The sequence below is a fragment of the Pseudomonas sp. S2_E01 genome, assembly GCF_054668365.1.
Genome location: NZ_CP162762.1, coordinates 33,634 through 50,531, shown reverse-complemented (window position 1 = coordinate 50,531; position 16,898 = coordinate 33,634). Strand labels below are relative to the sequence as shown.

Below are 16,898 nucleotides of genomic sequence, written 5' to 3'. Positions count from 1 at the left end.
CCAGTTCTCCGTTCTTGTCAGCGAAGTTGAAACCAGGTGGTCTTCAACTGGGTGTATTTATCGAATGAGTGCAACGACAGGTCACGGCCGAACCCGGACTGTTTGCCGCCACCGAAAGGCACGGTCACGTCCAGGGCATCGACGCAGTTCACCGACACCGTACCTGCGCGCAATTGCCGGGCCACACGGTGTGCGCGATTGAGGTTGTCGGTCCACAACGAGGCGGCAAGGCCATAAACGCTGTCGTTGGCCAATTGCAAGGCGTGTGCCTCGTCATCGAACGGCGTAATGGCCAGCACTGGGCCGAACACCTCCTCTCGAAACAGCGCCATGTCCGGGCTGACGTGGGTAAAGATGGTCGGCTGGATGAAGTTGTCGCAGCCGTTGAACATCGCCTGTCGACCGCCGCACACCCGGGTGGCGCCCTGGCGTTCGGCCTGTTCGATGAACTGCATGATGCGTGCAGTCTGGCGGCTGTCGACGATGGCGCCAGCGCGACTCGACGGATCCAGCGGATCGCCCGGTAACCAGCTCTCGGCCTTGGCCTTGAGGCGTTCCACGAACGCGTCGTGGATCGAGCGCTCTACCAGCAAGCGCGAGTTGGCCGAGCAGACTTCGCCCTGATTGAAGAAGATGCCAAACGCAGCTTTCTCTGCCGCAAGGTCCAGGTCCTGGCAATCGGCGAACACCAGGTTGGCGCTCTTGCCGCCGCATTCGAGCCACACCTGCTTGAGGTTCGACTGCGCGGAATACTGCATGAAATACTTGCCGACCTCGGTGGAGCCGGTGAACACCAGGCAGTCGACGTCAGGGTGCAGACCCAGGGCTTTGCCCGCCTGCTCGCCCAGGCCCGGTAGAACGTTCAATACCCCAGGGGGCAACCCGGCTTCCAGCGCCAGTTCGCCCAGGCGCAGGGCGGAGAACGGTGATTGCTCGGCGGGCTTGAGGATTACGGAGTTTCCAGCAGCCAAGGCCGGGGCGAGTTTCCACGCAGCCATGTCCAGCGGAAAATTCCACGGCACCACGGCGGCGACCACACCCAGCGCTTCGCGGGTGATGGTGGCCAATACGTTCTGCGCACTCGGCGCGACCTGGTCGTAGAGTTTGTCGAGGCTTTCGGCATACCAGCGAAATACACCGGCGGCGCCCGGCACGTCGATGTTGTAGGCGTCCATCACCGGCTTGCCCATGCTCAGCGAGTCCAGCAGTGCCAGCTCTTCGCGATGTTCCAGGATAAGCTCGGCCAAGCGCAGCAGCACTTGCTTGCGTTCAGCCGGCGAGCACGCCGCCCAGGTGCCCGCCTCGAACGCCTGCCGCGCGTTGCTCACTGCAATGTCTGCGTCCTCAAACCCGCACGCCGCCACATCGGCCAAGCGTTGCCCCGTGGCGGGATTGATCGCCGCGAAAGTCTGGCCGGACTGCGCCGCACGCAGTTTGCCGTCGATCAGGGCCTGGTCGGGAAACGCCAGTGTCGCGGCTTTCTTTTGCCAATATGCAAGCTCGAACACGTTCAAATGCTCCATGGGCTTTGATGTGCATCGATAGTCGCTCAGGCCCGAGTCAAGCAAAAATAGTAAAAATGTCTTCCCAGACCATGAAAATACTGGGCAGGTCATCTCCACCCACGTGCACGATGTGGTTATTGTTCAGGCACAACAAATACCGTCGTCAAAACGGATTCAGTCGGCGCAAAAATTGCCTGGATGTTGTGTCCATCCACCCAGAGGTTTGCCGTGGCTGCCTACAACCTGCGTCAACTGAAGTACTTCATCACCACCGTCGAATGCGGCAGCGTTGCCGAGGCCTCGCGCAAGCTGTACATCGCCCAGCCGGCGATATCCACGGCGATCAAGGGCCTGGAAGACAGCTTCGGCGTGCAACTGCTGATCCGTCATCATGCCCAGGGCGTATCCCTCACCCCCAGCGGCGCGCGCTTCTATCGCAAGGCCCAGGAACTGCTGCGCATGGCCAAGGAGTTCGAACAGAACGCACTGGCCGACAACGACGTGGTGGCCGGTCAGATCGATATCGGCTGCTTCGAAACCGTTGCGCCCTTGTACCTGCCGCAGTTGATTGCCGGTTTCTCGGCGCTGTACCCCGGCGTGAAAATCCGCATCCGCGACGGTGAACAACAGGAGCTGGTGCAGGGCCTGACCTCGGGCAGCTTCGACTTGGCGATTCTGTATGAACACGACCTCGACGCCACCATCGAAACCGAGCCGCTGATGCCGGCGCAGCGCCCTTACGCGCTGCTGCCGGCCGATCACCGCTTTGCCCAGCTCAAGCAGGTTTCACTGCGCGACCTGTGCCTGGAGCCGATGATCCTGCTGGACGTGCAACCGAGCCGCACCTACTTTGTCAGCCTGTTCGAAGAGCTGGGCCTGCAACCGCAGATCGCCTTCAGCTCACCGTCGATCGAAATGGTGCGGGGCATGGTGGGGCAAGGGTTCGGTTTCTCGATCCTGGTCACCCGCCCACATTCAGAGTGCACCTATGACGGCAAGAAAGTGGTGTGCGTGGACATCATCGAAGACGTCACCGGCTCCGGACTGGTGGCGGCGTGGCTCAAGCGCGGGCAACTGACCAAGCCGGCGCAGCTGTTCGCCGATTACTGCCGGGAGCAGTTGACGGCAAAAATCGTGCGTTGAGTTCTCTGTAGGAGCGAGCATGCTCGCGATGGAAGCTCAAGCGACGCTGGCTATCTGATGCCCAGCGTTATCGTTGACGACCATCGCGACGGTTCGACGCCTCGACATGCTCGCTCCTACAGGGGAAAGTCCGGCGAGGAGGTTACTTACGCGGCTTGGCCCGCGCCGTCGCCTCCGCCACCAGCGGATCATCCGGCCAGTAGTGCTTGGGGTAGCGTCCCTTCAAATCCTTCTTCACTTCGGCATAAGTGCTGCGCCAGAAGTTCGCCAGGTCCTGGGTCACCTGCACCGGTCGGCGCGCCGGGGACAGCAGGTGCAACTTCACCACTTGACGTCCGCCGGCAATGCGCGGGGTGTCGGCGAGGCCGAACAGTTCCTGCAGGCGCACCGCCAGAATCGGCGGTTGCTCGCTGTAGTCCAGGCGGATCGACGAACCCGAGGGCACGCTCAAATGATGCGGCGCCAACTCGTCCAGGCGTTGCGGCAGTGGCCACGGCAACAGGTTGCGAACGATGCTGGACAGGTCGAGGTTGGCGAAATGACTGAGCCGCGACACTTTGCCCAGGTACGGCAGCAACCAATGTTCCAGGCCTTTGAGTAACGCTGGGTCGCTGACATCCGGCCACTCGGTTTCGTCCTTGGCGTCGAGGTCCAACTGACGCAGCAACGCGACACGCGCCTGCCACTGACGCAGCTCCGGCGACCACGGCAGCAACTCAAGCCCCTTGCGCCGCACCAGGTTGACCAGCGCCTGGCTGCGCGCAGCCTCGTCCAGCCCGGTCAAGGGTTCACGGCTGAGCACCAGCTCGCCAACCTTGCGCTGACGCTCGGCGCGCAACGCGCCTTCGCGCTCATCCCAGTCAAGTTGATCGACCACCCGCACCTGTTCGGCGAGAACCGATTCGAACAGCGCCGGATCAAAATCCGCCGCCAGATAGATGCGCTCTTCACGCTGGCCCTGGCGACTGCCGAGATCGGCGATCACCAGCCACGCCTGCTTCATCAGGCTGTCCGCTTCGGCGAACAGCGCGGCGCGGCCGTTGGCGAGCCGATACTCCGCGCCCCCCGCCCGCCGTTGCTGAGCCACGCGGTCGGGGTAGGCCAGCGCCAGCAAGGCGCCCAACCAGCGCGGATGGTCTGGATCGCTCACCGGGTCGCACGCCTTGCCGCGCAGGTAACCGCGATACTGCCGAGCCAGTTGTCGGGCGCGCTGCACCCCGCCTTGGGCGCCACGGGCCGCCCGCTCTTCGCCGGACAATAGCGTCAGCCGACTGTGCAGATCGGCACCGGCGCCGCGCAGAATGTCCCGTTCACCCAGCAATGCTGCGACGTCACAGGCCATCTCGGCCAGGCCCAACGCCTGGCCACGCAACAGCAAATGGGCGATACGCGGATGTGCCGGCAGTTCGGCCATGGCCTGGCCGTGGCGACTCAGAGCTTCACCATCCAGTGCGCCAAGGCGTTCGAGCAAGTCCTGCGCCTGTGCATAAGCCGCCGCGGGCGGTACGTCGAGCCACACCAACTGTTCCGGGGTCACCCCCCAGCGCCCCAATTGCAGCGCGAGACCGGCCAGGTCCGCCGAAACGATTTCAGCACTGGCATAGGCGGCCAGTTGTTCATGTTGATCTTGCGACCATAGGCGATAACACACGCCGGGCTCCAGACGCCCGGCTCGGCCGGCACGCTGCGTGGCACTGGCGCGGGAGATGCGCTGGGTGTCCAGGCGCGTCATGCCGCTGCCCGGATCGAAACGCGGTACCCGCGCCAGCCCGGCGTCGATCACCACACGCACACCGTCGATGGTCAAGCTGGTTTCGGCAATGTTGGTGGCCAGCACCACTTTGCGCTTGCCGGCCGGGGCCGGGTCGATCGCAGCACGTTGCGCGGCCAGGTCCAGTTCGCCGTGTAACGGGCAGAGCAGCACCTTGGAGTCCGTGCCCAATGCGTCGGCCAATTGTTGATGCACACGACGGATCTCCGCCTGCCCGGGCAAGAACACCAGCAGACTGCCGGTTTCATCATTGAGCGCTTCGAGAACGGTCTGCACCACACGCGGCTCGATGAACTCCCCTGGCTGGAACGGCCGCCCCCAGCGCATCGCCACCGGGTACATGCGCCCTTGGCTGCGCAGGATCGGTGCGTCGTCGAGCAACCCTGCCAGTCGCTCGCCCTCGAGGGTGGCAGACATCAGCAGGATTTTCAGCGGCTGGTCGTCCCGAAACAGCGCGCGACCATTGAGGCTCAAGGCCAGCGCCAGATCGGCATCGAGGCTGCGTTCATGGAATTCATCGAAGATCAGCAGGCCCACGCCATCCAGTGCGGGGTCATCCTGCAAGCGCCGGGTCAGGATGCCTTCGGTGACCACTTCGATGCGCGTACGGGGGCCGACCTTGCTGTCGAGCCGGATCCGATAGCCCACCGTTTCACCGACTTTTTCACCCAGCTCGCTGGCCAGCCTCTCCGCCGCAGCCCGCGCGGCCAAGCGTCTTGGCTCGAGCATCAGGATGGTCTGCCCCGCCAGCCACGCCTCATCGAGCAAGGCCAGCGGAACCCGAGTGGTCTTGCCCGCACCGGGCGGTGCTTCGAGCACAGCTTCGTGGCGTGTCGCCAACGCTTCACGCAGGGCGGGTAAAACTTCATCAATCGGCAAAGAAATCATGCTGGCTCCCAAACAGAGGGCCGAGTATAACGGCGAACTGCTCGGCGTTTATCACGGTCCTAACTCATACCGACGACGCTTTGTTTACCGATGACAGGAGTTTTCCCATGCGTATTCCTTTTCGCCTGATTGGCGGTGTACTGGTGGCCACCCTGCTGACCCAGGTGACGGCCTGCGGTTCGATTTTCTACCCCGACCGCCGTGGCCAGATCGACGGCAAGATCGACCCGGCGATTGCCGCGCTCGATGCCGTGGGGCTGCTGTTCTATATTATTCCCGGGCTCATCGCGTTTGCCGTGGACTTCGCCACCGGCGCGATCTATTACGCGCCAGGCGAAACCGCGCACGTGGCTCCGCAAAAGCTCCAGGAAGCCATCGGCGCCGACGGCAAGGTCGACACCCATAAGTTGCAGACCATTCTGGAAACCGAATTGGGCCGCAGCTTCCCGTTGGACGATCCACGCCTGATCCAGCACAAGGGCAGCACTCAGCAACTGGCCACGCTGGGCCTGCAACCTGCCGCGTGATACTCCCCTGCAAGGACAAGCCACTCTTATGGTTTCCAGTTCCGAACACGCCCGCCTGCTGCGGCTCGCCACTCGCGCCTCGGTGGCAGTGGCGTGCACCCTGGTCGTGACCAAAGCCATCGCGTGGTGGTTGAGCGGTTCGGTGAGCATGCTCGCCGGACTGACCGACTCGGCCCTCGACGGCGTCACGTCGCTACTCAATCTTCTTGCCGTGCATTATGCGTTGCGCCCCGCTGACGACGATCACCGCTACGGGCATGGCAAGGCTGAGTCGCTGGCGGGCATGGCGCAGGCCCTGTTCATTTGGGGCAGTGCGGTGCTGATTGCGTTGCAGGCGTTCGAGCGGATCAAGCATCCAGAACCAGTGGGCGCGCCATGGCTCAGCATCGGCGTCATCGTGCTTTCACTGGTCCTTACGCTGGCGCTGCTGGTGTTGCAACACCGGGTGGTCAAAGCCACCGGCTCCAACGCGGTGCGCGCCGACTCCCTGCATTACCGTTCAGACATGCTGCTCAATGGCAGCATCCTGGTCGCATTGGTGCTGGCCGGCTTTGGCTGGCATCAGGTGGACGCCTGGTTCGGTCTGGGGATCGCCGCGTACATTCTGTGGAGCGCAATCCAGATCGCCCGCGAAAGCTTCACCGTGCTGATGGATCAGGAGCTGCCGCCGGACGTCAGCCAGCACATGCTTGAGCTGGCATGCAGCGTGCCGGGTGTGTTGGGCGCGCATGACCTGCGCACGCGAATCTCCGGCAACCAGTGGTTTGTGCAATTGCACCTGGAGTTGCCGGGGGAGCTGACTCTGTCAGTCGCCCACGGCATCAGCGACCAGGCCGCCGCCGCAATCCACGCCGCCTATCCACGGGCTGAAGTGCTGGTGCACGCCGACCCGACAGAAGTCGTTACCAGCTCCAGGCGCTAAGCGACAAGCGTGCGCAGATTGCTTGCGGCTTACGCTTGTAGCTTTCAGCTACTCGACCCGATAACCGCGACTGCTCAAACAGTCGCCCTGGGCCTGACGGTAGGTTTGCACCACTGAAGGGGCCGGCTGGTAGGTGGCGGTGCGCGGGTCGAACCCGCTCTGCTGCACCGCGTACTGGTAGCACTCGTATCCGTCCCGGTTGACCTGCTCCGGCGACTGGCCGCTAGCCGGATAGGCCACGACGTCATAACCGTTGCCGGCCGGTTGTGGCTGCGGTTGCACGGGGGGCTCGACCACTACGTAGTCCTGGGTGTTTTCCTGATAGGCGTAATACGAACCGGCCGCGAGGAACAGCAACGCACCGCCGACCCACACTTCACGGGCGTAATCGGGCAGGTAGCTGATACGGATCCCGCGAGGCGGCTGCACCACCACATAACGCGGCCCCAGCGGGCGATACCAGTAACCGTTCGAGAAGAAGTAATCCTGACCACGATACGGCACCCGGTAGTCGCGGTCCGGGAACCGGTCGATCACGTGTCCGGGACGGTACTGCGGGCCAGGCCCCCAACCATTGCCGTGACCACTCGGGCGACCGGCCCAGGAATGATCATCGGGGCGGGGGCCGTTGTTCTGCCAGTGCTGGTTGTAATCGTTGCGCCGAGGCACGTCCTGGTAGTAGCCGCGTTGTGGCGGCTGGGTCTGGCGCACGCTGTCGGGCCGGCCCTGGATCGGCAGATCATTGGCCGGTAACTGGGGTGGCGGCGGTGGCGGCCGAACCGGGTTGTTGTAATCGCGCGGCGGATTGTTTTGCCACTGACCACCGTTGTGCGGCTGGCCGTTGTTCTCGAACTGACGACTATTGTCGCCTCGAATGATCTCGTTGTTCTGCGGCCGCGGTGGGTTGTGCTGCGGGTTATTCTGCGGGCGCGGTTGATTGTTGCCGCCATTGCCCTGATTGTTGCCCTGATGCCCCTCGCCGCGCTGCCCATTATCCGGGCCACGGTTCTGCGGCTCATCGGCCAGCGATTGCGCAGTGACACTGATACACAACACACCAACACCGGCCATACGCCAGATGCGCGACTTCATGCTTATCCTCACTGCGGTTAGGGCTTGTACGTAAGACTGGGAAAGCACAGGCCGGTTCTGCAACAGGTTATCAGTCGTGAAACATATTTATTGAGCGCTCCGCCAATAAATCGCGGGCAAAAGAAAAGGGAGACCCGTCGGCCTCCCTTTGAGAACTTCGTCCGTGCTCGACGCTTTTGACGCCGGCTCACCTCACGCCGTCTTCTGGACAGTGTGCAGCTCGGGGGCCGGAACATCCCCGGTGGGGGTGGCGGCCGCGACTGGCCTGATTGGGCGAGTCGCCGTGGACTGTGTGTCCGAGCAGTGATTCTGGTGATAAGGATAGGCCAGCGGCCTCGACAAAAGATTGCGAAGATTGCTCAAACAAACATGACTTGCGCAATTTTTAACCCTGGATAGATAATCTGCCGCAATTGATAGAACAAAGGCCTGATTGATGAGCAAACTCGACCGATACGACCTGAGCATTTTGGCGGAATTGCAGCGCGACGCGCGTATTTCCAACCAGGAGCTGGCCGAACGCATCGGCCTGTCGCCCTCGCCCTGTTCGCGCCGGGTCAAACAACTGGAGGATGACGGCTACATCTCCCGCCAGGTGGCGCTGCTGGACCGCAAGATGCTCGGCCTGAGCCTGACCGCCTACGTGCTGATCGGCATGGACCGGCACACGCCGGAACGTTTCGAGAACTTCGAAGCGGCGATTCGCACCTTGCCACAGGTGCTGGAATGCAGCCTGGTGACCGGTATGGACGCCGACTATCAGCTTAAGGTGGTGGTGCCCGACATGGATCACTATCAGAAACTCTTGCTGGGCCACCTGACCCGCATCGACGGGGTGACCAGCGTGCGCTCCAGTTTCGTGCTCAACCAAGTGCTCAACAGCACCGAATTGCCGCTGACCCATCTGCGCAGCTGACAACACACCCCCTGTAGGAGCGGACTTGTCCGCGATGGTGGCTCAGACACCGCTGGCATTCAGACAGCCAGCGTTATCGTTGACGACCATCGCGGACGAGTCCGCTCCTACAGAAGTTGCGGCGACTGTCTGCGATGGTGGTCCAGACACCGCTGGCATTCAGACAGCCAGCGTTATCGTTGACGACCATCGTCGGAACGCCGCCCGGGACAAGTCCGCTCCTACAGGGATTGCGGCGGTCACGGACGCGCATGCGACACACCGACGCAGGTCCATGCTGCGCCAATCGCGCATGGCGTATAATCGCCCCCGCCTTTTTAGCCTCACCCGCGCTGGAGATGTTTGATGGATCCTGCACTGTTCGAAGAGTGGATGATGACTGGACTTGTCAGCATCCTGATCATTTTCATGGGTTTCATCGTCTGGGATCTGGCGAAAAAATCCAAGGCCGGGCGCTTCGGCTCGTTCATCCTGTTCTTCGTGCTGGGCCTGGGCGTCGCGGCGTTCATCATCAAAAGCGTGGTGATCGGCCTGATCGAATCCGGCGCTTTATAAGCGCGCCGGCACTTCCTTCCACTGGCCCTGATCGAGCCCTTTGATCGACCAATCACCGATCCTGACCCGCACCAGCCGTAGCGTCGGCAAGCCGACGGCCGCCGTCATGCGCCGCACCTGGCGGTTACGACCCTCGCGAATGACCAACTCCAGCCAACTGGTGGGCACGCTTTTGCGAAAACGCACTGGAGGGTCGCGCGGCCATAGCTGCGGGTCATCCAATTGCCGCGCCTCGGCGGGCAGGGTCATGCCGTCGTTCAGTTCCACGCCCTCACGCAGACGCTGCAACTGCTCGGCACTCGGTTCGCCCTCGACTTGCACCCAATAGGTCTTGGCCAGTTTGTGTTTCGGGTCGGCGATCCGCGCCTGCAACTGGCCATCGTTGGTCAACAGCAGCAGCCCTTCACTGTCGCGGTCCAGCCGCCCGGCCGGGTAGATCCCTGGAATGGCGATGAAATCCTTGAGCGTCGCCCGCCCTTCACCGTCGCTGAATTGCGTCAGCACATCGAAAGGTTTGTTGAACAGGACCAGTTTCGGCTCGGCCGGTGGTGCCTTGGCGACGCGACGCGGGCCGGATGACGGGACATTCGCGCCGGGGCGGCGGGACGCAGGACGTTGAGGACGGGACATGAGCAAAGGAACATCTGACGGTCAGGGCTGCCAATGCTAGTGCCCTGACCGACAAATGACCATGACTGTCAGCGGAACGGCGGCTCGTCGAAGCTGCGCAGTTTGCGCGAGTGCAACGAGTTCAGCTCGGTGCGCAGCAGGTCCACCGCCTCGATCCCGATCTGCAAGTGCTGGCTGACCGCACGCTGGTAAAACGCGTTGGCCGAGCCCGGCAGCTTGATTTCGCTGTGCAGCGGCTTGTCCGAGACACAGAGCAACGTGCCGTAAGGCACCCGCAGGCGATACCCCTGGGCGGCGATGGTGCCGCTTTCCATGTCCACCGCCACGGCGCGGGAGAGATTGATCAGCGGCCGTTCCTGGGCCCAGCGCAATTCCCAGTTACGATCGTCGTAGGTCAGGACGGTGCCAGTGCGCAGGCGTTTTTTCAGCTCATCGCCCTTCTCGCCCGTGACATTGGCAGCCGCTTGCTGCAAGGCCAGTTGCACCTCGGCCAGCGCCGGAATCGGAATGTTCGGCGGAACCACCCGGTCCAGAATCCCGTCACGACGCATGTAGGCGTGGGCCAGGACGTAATCACCGATGGTTTGCGACTGACGCAGGCCGCCACAGTGGCCGATCATCAGCCAGCAATGCGGCCGCAATACCGCCAGGTGGTCGGTGATGTTTTTTGCGTTGGACGGGCCGACGCCTATGTTGACCAGGGTCACGCCATGTCCGTCGCTGGCGATCAGGTGATAAGCCGGCATCTGGTAGCGGTGCCATACCACGCCCGCGGCAATGGCCGAGGCTTCGCCATGATCCATGCTCTTTTCGATGATCACGTTGCCCGGTAATACCATGCGCACGAAGCGCGGGTCGCTGCGCAACTGTTCCAGGCCATGCACGATGAACTGGTCCACATAACGGTGATAGTTGGTCAGCAGAATCCACGGCTGTACATGACGCCAGTCGCTGCCTGTGTAGTGCACCAGGCGGCGCAGGGAGAAGTCCACCCGCGCGGCATCGAACAGTGCCAGCGGCAACGGATCAGTGTTTTCCCAATCGTACAGGCCATCGGCAATGCCGTCGGTGGCGGCCGACAGGTCGGTACTGGGGAATACTCGCGCCAGCACCGCGGCAGTCACGCCGGAACCGGCCAACTCATCGCCCTGCTCAACCACGTACGGATACGGAATGTTCTGCTGGCTGACGCCGACTTCCACGGTCACGGTGAAGTCGTGCATCAACGGCACCAGCTGTTCCAGCAGGTATTTGCGGAAAGCGGCCGGATGGGTAACGGTGACGCTATAGGTGCCCGGTAACTGAACCTTGGCGTAGGCCCGCGTGGTTTGCGGGACCTCGCCCTGGCAGTGGTAGGTCAGACGCAGCTCTGGATAACGAAACATCGCTCGCTGTTCAGCGTCCGGCTCGACACGGTCCTTGAGGTAACGCAACAGCGCCTGGTTCAATGCGGTGGTTGCACGATTGTGCAAGAAGGCAAGCCGATCCACGGCTTGCTCGGCAGTTTGGACGACAACAAAAGCTTCGGTCACGATCAGCATCCTGTGTTCTGACTTGCAGGCTTTCATCTTGCCTGCATCGTGGTCCGACGGAAACAGTGGCGTGTCGGATGTGCCTCATTCCATGAGCCACACAGCCCCCCTGTAGGAGCGAGCTTGCTCGCGATTGCGGTGGATCAGACACACCGCTATCGCGAGCAAGCTCGCTCCTACAGGGGTTATCTGTGCGGCTTAGAGAGGCGGAGTCGCCCGCGCCACGATCGCCTCGACATCCAACCCCCGTGGCAGCGCGCCATACACGCGACCCGCCCCGTCATCCAGGCGACTGGCAATGAACGCATCACTCACCGACGCATTGCCCGCCTCGAGCAACAATTTGGCCTGCAAGCCCAGGGCGATGTCTTCGGTCAATTGGCGTGCGCGGTACTGGATGTCGCTGGTGTCCTTGAACGCCGCGTGCAACTGGCTGATATGCGCGGCCAGGCGCTTGTCGCCGTGGCCGTCACCCAACTCGCTGAACAGCACGTCCAGCACACCCGGCTCCTTGGAAAGCGCCCGCAGCACGTCCAGGCATTGCACGTTACCAGAACCTTCCCACGTCGAATTGACCGGTGCTTCGCGGTAAAGTCGCGGCAGGATGCTGTCTTCGACATAGCCGGCACCGCCCATGCATTCCGCCGCTTCATTGATCATCGCCGGCGCCCGCTTGCAGATCCAGTACTTGCCCACCGCCGTCACCAGACGGGCGAATTTTGCTTCGTGCGTATGGTTCAGGTGATCCAGCGCCTTGCCCATGCGCAGGCTCAACGCCAGGGCCGCCTCGCTTTCAAGGGCAAGATCGGCAAGCACGTTCTGCATCAACGGTTGCTCGTTCAGGGTTTTGCCACCGACCTGACGGTGGGCACAGTGGTGGCTTGCCTGGGTCAATGCCTGTCTCATCAGCGCACTTGAGCCCACCATGCAATCGAAGCGGGTCATGGCGACCATTTCGATGATCGTGGGTACGCCGCGCCCCTCCTCGCCGACCATCCACGCCAACGCCCCACGGAACTCGACTTCGCTGGAAGCGTTGGAGCAATTGCCAAGTTTGTTTTTCAAACGCTGGATGTAGAACTGATTGCGCGAGTCATCCGGGCGGTGGCGCGGCAGCAGGAAACAGGTCAGCCCCTTTTCGGTCTGGGCCAGGGTCAGGAAGGCGTCACACATCGGTGCCGAGCAAAACCACTTGTGGCCGACCAGTTCGTACGCCTGGCCCGGGCCGCTGGCACCTACCGGATAGGCTTTGGTGGTATTGGCCCGCACGTCGGTGCCCCCCTGCTTCTCGGTCATGGCCATGCCGATGGTGACACCCGCCTTGTGCGCCATGCCGACGTTGCGCGGGTCATATTCGGTGGCGAGGACTTTCGGCAGCCACTGTTCAGCCAAATCGGGTTGCAAGCGCAACGCCGGCACACTGGCGAAGGTCATGGTCAGCGGGCAACCGCTGCCAGCTTCAGCCTGGCTGTGCAGGTAGGTCATGGCGGCGCGGGCGACATGGGCCCCGGACTGCGGGTGCGCCCACGGCAAGGAGGTCAGGCCGTGCTCGATCGCCGTGCGCATCAGCTCATGATAAGCCGGGTGAAACTCCACCAGATCGATACGATGACCAAAACGGTCATGGCTGACGAACACGGGCTTGTTTTGATTGGCCAGGAACCCCGCTTCCATCAGCGGACCGCCGGCCAGCGCACCGTAGGCATCGATTCGTGATTGGGCCCAGTCAGCGCCGAACCGCCGCGACCACTCCTGCAAAGGCAGATCAATGCGATACAGGTTGGTGCCGTCCAGCGACGGCGGCTGGTTGGTCACTTCGTGGGTTTCAGCGAACTGATGCAGGTTCATGAAGGGGCTCCTCGGTCAGCCAGAAGGTTCAGTTAAGCACTGCCCCGAAGCCGAACAAAGTGGCATATCCGCCTAACTGTCGGCGCTTTCACCCTGTTGCGGGCACAGCACGCGCCGGTACATCGCTGCCTGCAGGTCTTCGAATTTCACCGGTTTGCTCAGCGCCTCGATCAAGTCACCCGTCACGCACCGCTCGCGGTCGCCGTTGAGGACCATCATGAACACAGGCACCTGCTCGCAACCGGGCAACGCATGTATCTGGCAGCACAGCGACACACCGTTCATCTGCGGCAACTCACTGTCGAGCAAAACGGCGTCGAACGTTTCGCGCTGAAGGAAATCCAGCGCGGCGACGCCGTCGTCAGCCGTACGCACGCGAAAGCCGAGCTTGAGCAACATGCCGCGCATCAGTAACTGGTTAATATCGTTTTCATCCACCAACAGCACGGTGCAGTCCTGCGGCAAGCGCAAGTGAGGCAGATCCCGAGTCGCTGGCGTCGCAACACACGCCATCACCGGCACCCCGAATTCGACGTCGAGCTGGAAGCGACTGCCGCGCCCCGGTTCGGATCGGTGAGTCAACTGGCCACCGAGCAACTCCACCAGTTGCCGGCAGATCGCCAAGCCGACACCCAGGCCACCATGCTCACGGGTCATTGAGCCGTCGAGCTGGAAGAAGCGCTGGTACAACGTGGCTTCGCCCAGATCCGTAAAGCCGATGCCGGTGTCGATCACTGCAAAAGACAACGCCAGCCGTCCCGACGCCACGGGTTTGCCCGTGACCCTGAGCGCCACGCCGCCGACACGGGTGAACTTGATCGCGTTGTCCAACAGGCATTCCAGGCATTGCGCCAGCTTGCTGCTGTCACCTTGCACCCGGTCCGGCAGGCCCGGCGCGACATCGACCTTGAAGTCCAGCGACTTGCCCGACGCGTTGCCTTCGAACTGCAGGCGCAAGGCATCGATCACGCTGCGCAGGCTGAACGTCGATTCATTGGCCTTGAGCTTGCCCGCCTGGAGTTCGGTCAGGGTGAGAATGCCATTGACCATGCGCATCATGTCCCGCGCCGAACCGGCGGCGGTTTGCTGGTATTGCTCAAGCTCAGGGTCCATGTCGACCGTTTGCATCAACTCCAGCGAACCGATCACACCATTCATCGGCGTACGCAGCTCATGGGTCAGCGTGGCAAGGAACTCGTCCTTGAGCTTGTTGCTGTGCGCCAACTGCTGGTTGAGCACTTCAAGTTTTTGCCCGGCGTCGAGCAAGGTCTGCGCCTGCTGTTCGCGCATGGCGTTGATGCGGTCCGCCAGCGCCAGGGACAACAGCGCCACTTCGATGGCCGAGCCGATCTGGCTGGAGTACATGGTCAGGAACACGTTGGGCAGATAACCCAGCACCATCAGCGTGTTGACGATGCCGCCCAGCAGGAACGCCGACCAGGCGATGATGAAGTAGCGGGCCACCCGCAGGCCGCGCCACCATGAAAAAATTCCCGCTGCGAAAATCACCACGGTGAAGCTCAGCGCCAACGCGGTGGCCAGGCGCAGGGCCAGGGCGTAACTGGTCATCAGCGACAACCCGACTACCAACGCGCCAAACGCAATCAGCGCCATCAACAAGCGATCCAGCCAGCGGTTGAGGTTGGCGGTTTGCAGGAAGCTGCGTGCGAACTGGCTGCCGAACAGCCCGGCGCAACCGATGAAGAACGGTGTGGCAGCGTTGGCCCACCAGGGATTGTTCGGCCAGAAATACTGGACGGCCGCGCCGTTCACCGACAGCTGATACAGGCCAAACGAAGCGATGTAGAAAATGTAATAGAGGTAACTGGTGTCGCGCACGCTGAGGTAGATGAAGAGGTTGTAGACCAGCATGCCCAACAAGACACCATAGATCAGGCCCAGTACATAGAGACGAACCGGCTGCTCCTCGAGAAACGCGGTGCTCGACCACAAGGTGACTGGCGCCTGGATCGAGCCTTCGCTTTGCAGGCGCAGGTACACGGTTTGTGCCTGATCGGCCTTGAAGCTCAGCTCAAACAGGTAGTTGTTCTGGCGGATTTCACGACTGTCGAAGGGCAAGGCATCGCCCGTCTGACGCACCAGCCGATAGGCACCGCCAGCGTCGGGTGCATACAGGTCAAGACGGTCAAGCGGTGGATAAGCCAGCTCCAGCAACCAGGTGCGCTGGGCACCAGGGTTGGTCGGGCGGTAGTGCAGGTCGATTTTCAGCCAGAACACCGAACGCGAGTATCCGGCGTTCAGGGTAGCCTTGTGGTGGGGCTTGAAATGTCCGTTGGCGGCTTGTGCACGAATATCGTCGATGGTCGCCTGGCCACCTGCATCTTCGAAGACTTGCAGGGTTTGACCCAGGGGCAGGCTCTGAGTGAACTCATCGAATTCGACTGCACTGGCCATAAGGGGCAAGCAGAACAGCAACATCAGCAAATAGCGCATTGAAGCCCCAGCATGGCTTGTCCGGTTAATCTCAAAAAGCCCCTCATTCCCTTCGAGCAGACGTAAAACCGGCGTGACCTGTTATTGATTTGGATCCACTCTAGCATAGCCGTTGATGGCCATTGAACACCATTGAAACATTTCCTGAAAAGGCTCTAGTACGGGCATTCCAGAGCCACGCAGAGAGCCAGAACTGTTTAAACGGTCAACTCGTGTCAGTGCATCGGCTGTCAGGCGCATTCCTGTAGGCTCAGGTGCGGTGGTTACCATGACTCACCGGACGACTGGTGGTAAGCTCGCGCACCATGAATATCTACAGCTCTCGCCCCGTTGTCCTTTGTCTCTCCGGCCATGATCCCAGTGGTGGCGCCGGCTTGCAGGCAGATATCGAAGCCCTGCTCGCACAGGGTTGCCATGCGGCTCCGGCCGTCACCGCCCTGACCGTGCAAGACACGGTCAACGTCACTGACTTCCGTGTCCTCGATCGTGAGTGGGTATTGGCCCAGGCCAATGCCGTACTCAACGACTCCGAAGTCGCGGCGGTCAAGCTGGGCATGCTCGGTTCCCTGGAAATGGTCGACACCGTGGTCGAACTGCTCCAGGCGCACCCGCACCTGCCGATGGTCTGCGACCCGGTGTTGCGTGCCGGCGGCGGCGGGCGACTGGGCAAGGATGAGGTCGGTTACGCCATGCGCGAACGTCTGTTGCCCCTGTCGATCATCGCCACGCCCAACCTGCCCGAAGCGCGCATCCTGGCCGAACTGCCCGAGGGCAGCGCCGACGAGTGCGCGGAAAAACTCCTGCCTTTCGTCAAACACCTGCTGATCACCGGCGGGCATGGCGAAGAGAGCGAAATCCACAACCGCCTGTACAGCCGCGACGGTCACCGCGAAACCTTCATCTGCCAGCGCCTGCCCGGCAGTTATCACGGCTCGGGCTGCACCCTGGCCAGCGCCCTCGCCGGCCGTCTGGCCCAGGGCGAAAACCTCGCCAGCGCCGTGCAGACTGCACTTAACTACACGTGGCGCACCCTGCGCGACGCCGAGCAACTGGGCAAAGGCCAGTTCGTCCCGCGTCGCCTGCCACTGGATTTCTGCTCGTAACACCATGGGGCT

At 62.2% G+C, this 16,898-nt stretch carries 13 protein-coding genes; 6 read left to right on the top strand and 7 right to left on the bottom strand.

What is annotated here, in order from left to right; translation table 11 throughout:
• Nucleotides 1-17: 17 nt before the first annotated feature.
• Nucleotides 18-1,508, bottom strand: coding sequence for an aldehyde dehydrogenase (locus AB4O36_RS00240; RefSeq protein WP_460120620.1), 1,491 nt, complete (start codon nt 1,506-1,508; stop codon nt 18-20).
• A gap of 225 nt (nt 1,509-1,733) precedes the next feature.
• Between AB4O36_RS00240 and AB4O36_RS00235 the strand changes: the two genes are divergently transcribed.
• Complete coding sequence (locus AB4O36_RS00235; protein WP_460120618.1) at nt 1,734-2,648, top strand: LysR substrate-binding domain-containing protein; 915 nt, start codon at nt 1,734-1,736, stop codon at nt 2,646-2,648.
• Nucleotides 2,649-2,790: 142 nt separating this feature from the next.
• On the opposite strand, the gene hrpB is transcribed toward AB4O36_RS00235, so the two are convergent.
• Nucleotides 2,791-5,307: an ATP-dependent helicase HrpB gene (hrpB, locus tag AB4O36_RS00230; RefSeq protein WP_460140862.1), complete on the bottom strand. Its 2,517-nt coding sequence runs from the start codon at nt 5,305-5,307 to the stop codon at nt 2,791-2,793.
• A 107-nt stretch (nt 5,308-5,414) separates the two neighbouring features.
• Here hrpB and AB4O36_RS00225 point away from each other — a divergent pair, with 107 nt between their 5' ends.
• Together AB4O36_RS00225 and AB4O36_RS00220 are read left to right on the top strand one after the other, a co-directional pair.
• Nucleotides 5,415-5,834 (top strand): polyribonucleotide nucleotidyltransferase, encoded by a 420-nt coding sequence (locus tag AB4O36_RS00225; RefSeq protein ID WP_460120614.1) that lies wholly within the window; start codon nt 5,415-5,417, stop codon nt 5,832-5,834.
• A 28-nt stretch (nt 5,835-5,862) separates the two neighbouring features.
• A complete protein-coding gene (locus AB4O36_RS00220) occupies nt 5,863-6,756 on the top strand; it encodes a cation diffusion facilitator family transporter (protein ID WP_460140861.1) in 894 nt (297 codons plus the stop codon).
• 48 nt (nt 6,757-6,804) lie between these two features.
• On the opposite strand, the gene AB4O36_RS00215 is transcribed toward AB4O36_RS00220, so the two are convergent.
• Complete coding sequence (locus AB4O36_RS00215; protein WP_460120610.1) at nt 6,805-7,848, bottom strand: DUF6515 family protein; 1,044 nt, start codon at nt 7,846-7,848, stop codon at nt 6,805-6,807.
• A gap of 436 nt (nt 7,849-8,284) precedes the next feature.
• On the opposite strand from AB4O36_RS00215, the gene AB4O36_RS00210 reads away from it, so the two are divergent.
• On the top strand, nt 8,285-8,764 hold the full coding sequence (locus AB4O36_RS00210; RefSeq protein ID WP_150744035.1) for an Lrp/AsnC family transcriptional regulator: 480 nt from the start codon (nt 8,285-8,287) through the stop codon (nt 8,762-8,764).
• Nucleotides 8,765-9,109: 345 nt separating this feature from the next.
• Nucleotides 9,110-9,319, top strand: a complete 210-nt coding sequence (locus tag AB4O36_RS00205; RefSeq protein ID WP_016773053.1) for a DUF2788 domain-containing protein — start codon at nt 9,110-9,112, stop codon at nt 9,317-9,319.
• On the opposite strand, the gene AB4O36_RS00200 is transcribed toward AB4O36_RS00205, so the two are convergent.
• From AB4O36_RS00200 to AB4O36_RS00185, 4 genes are all read right to left on the bottom strand, one after another.
• Nucleotides 9,314-9,949, bottom strand: a complete 636-nt coding sequence (locus AB4O36_RS00200) for a pseudouridine synthase (protein WP_460140860.1) — start codon at nt 9,947-9,949, stop codon at nt 9,314-9,316. The two genes, AB4O36_RS00205 and AB4O36_RS00200, sit on opposite strands and share 6 nt — an antisense overlap.
• A 68-nt stretch (nt 9,950-10,017) precedes the next feature.
• Entirely contained in the window at nt 10,018-11,517 is a 1,500-nt protein-coding gene (gene amn / locus AB4O36_RS00195) for an AMP nucleosidase (RefSeq protein ID WP_460120606.1), read from the bottom strand.
• A 162-nt stretch (nt 11,518-11,679) separates the two neighbouring features.
• Complete coding sequence (locus tag AB4O36_RS00190; RefSeq protein ID WP_460120604.1) at nt 11,680-13,329, bottom strand: acyl-CoA dehydrogenase family protein; 1,650 nt, start codon at nt 13,327-13,329, stop codon at nt 11,680-11,682.
• A gap of 72 nt (nt 13,330-13,401) precedes the next feature.
• Nucleotides 13,402-15,783, bottom strand: a complete 2,382-nt coding sequence (locus AB4O36_RS00185) for a 7TM diverse intracellular signaling domain-containing protein (protein ID WP_460140859.1) — start codon at nt 15,781-15,783, stop codon at nt 13,402-13,404.
• 305 nt (nt 15,784-16,088) lie between these two features.
• Between AB4O36_RS00185 and AB4O36_RS00180 the strand changes: the two genes are divergently transcribed.
• Nucleotides 16,089-16,886: a hydroxymethylpyrimidine/phosphomethylpyrimidine kinase gene (locus tag AB4O36_RS00180; protein ID WP_460120600.1), complete on the top strand. Its 798-nt coding sequence runs from the start codon at nt 16,089-16,091 to the stop codon at nt 16,884-16,886.
• The last annotated feature ends 12 nt before the right edge of the window (nt 16,887-16,898 follow it).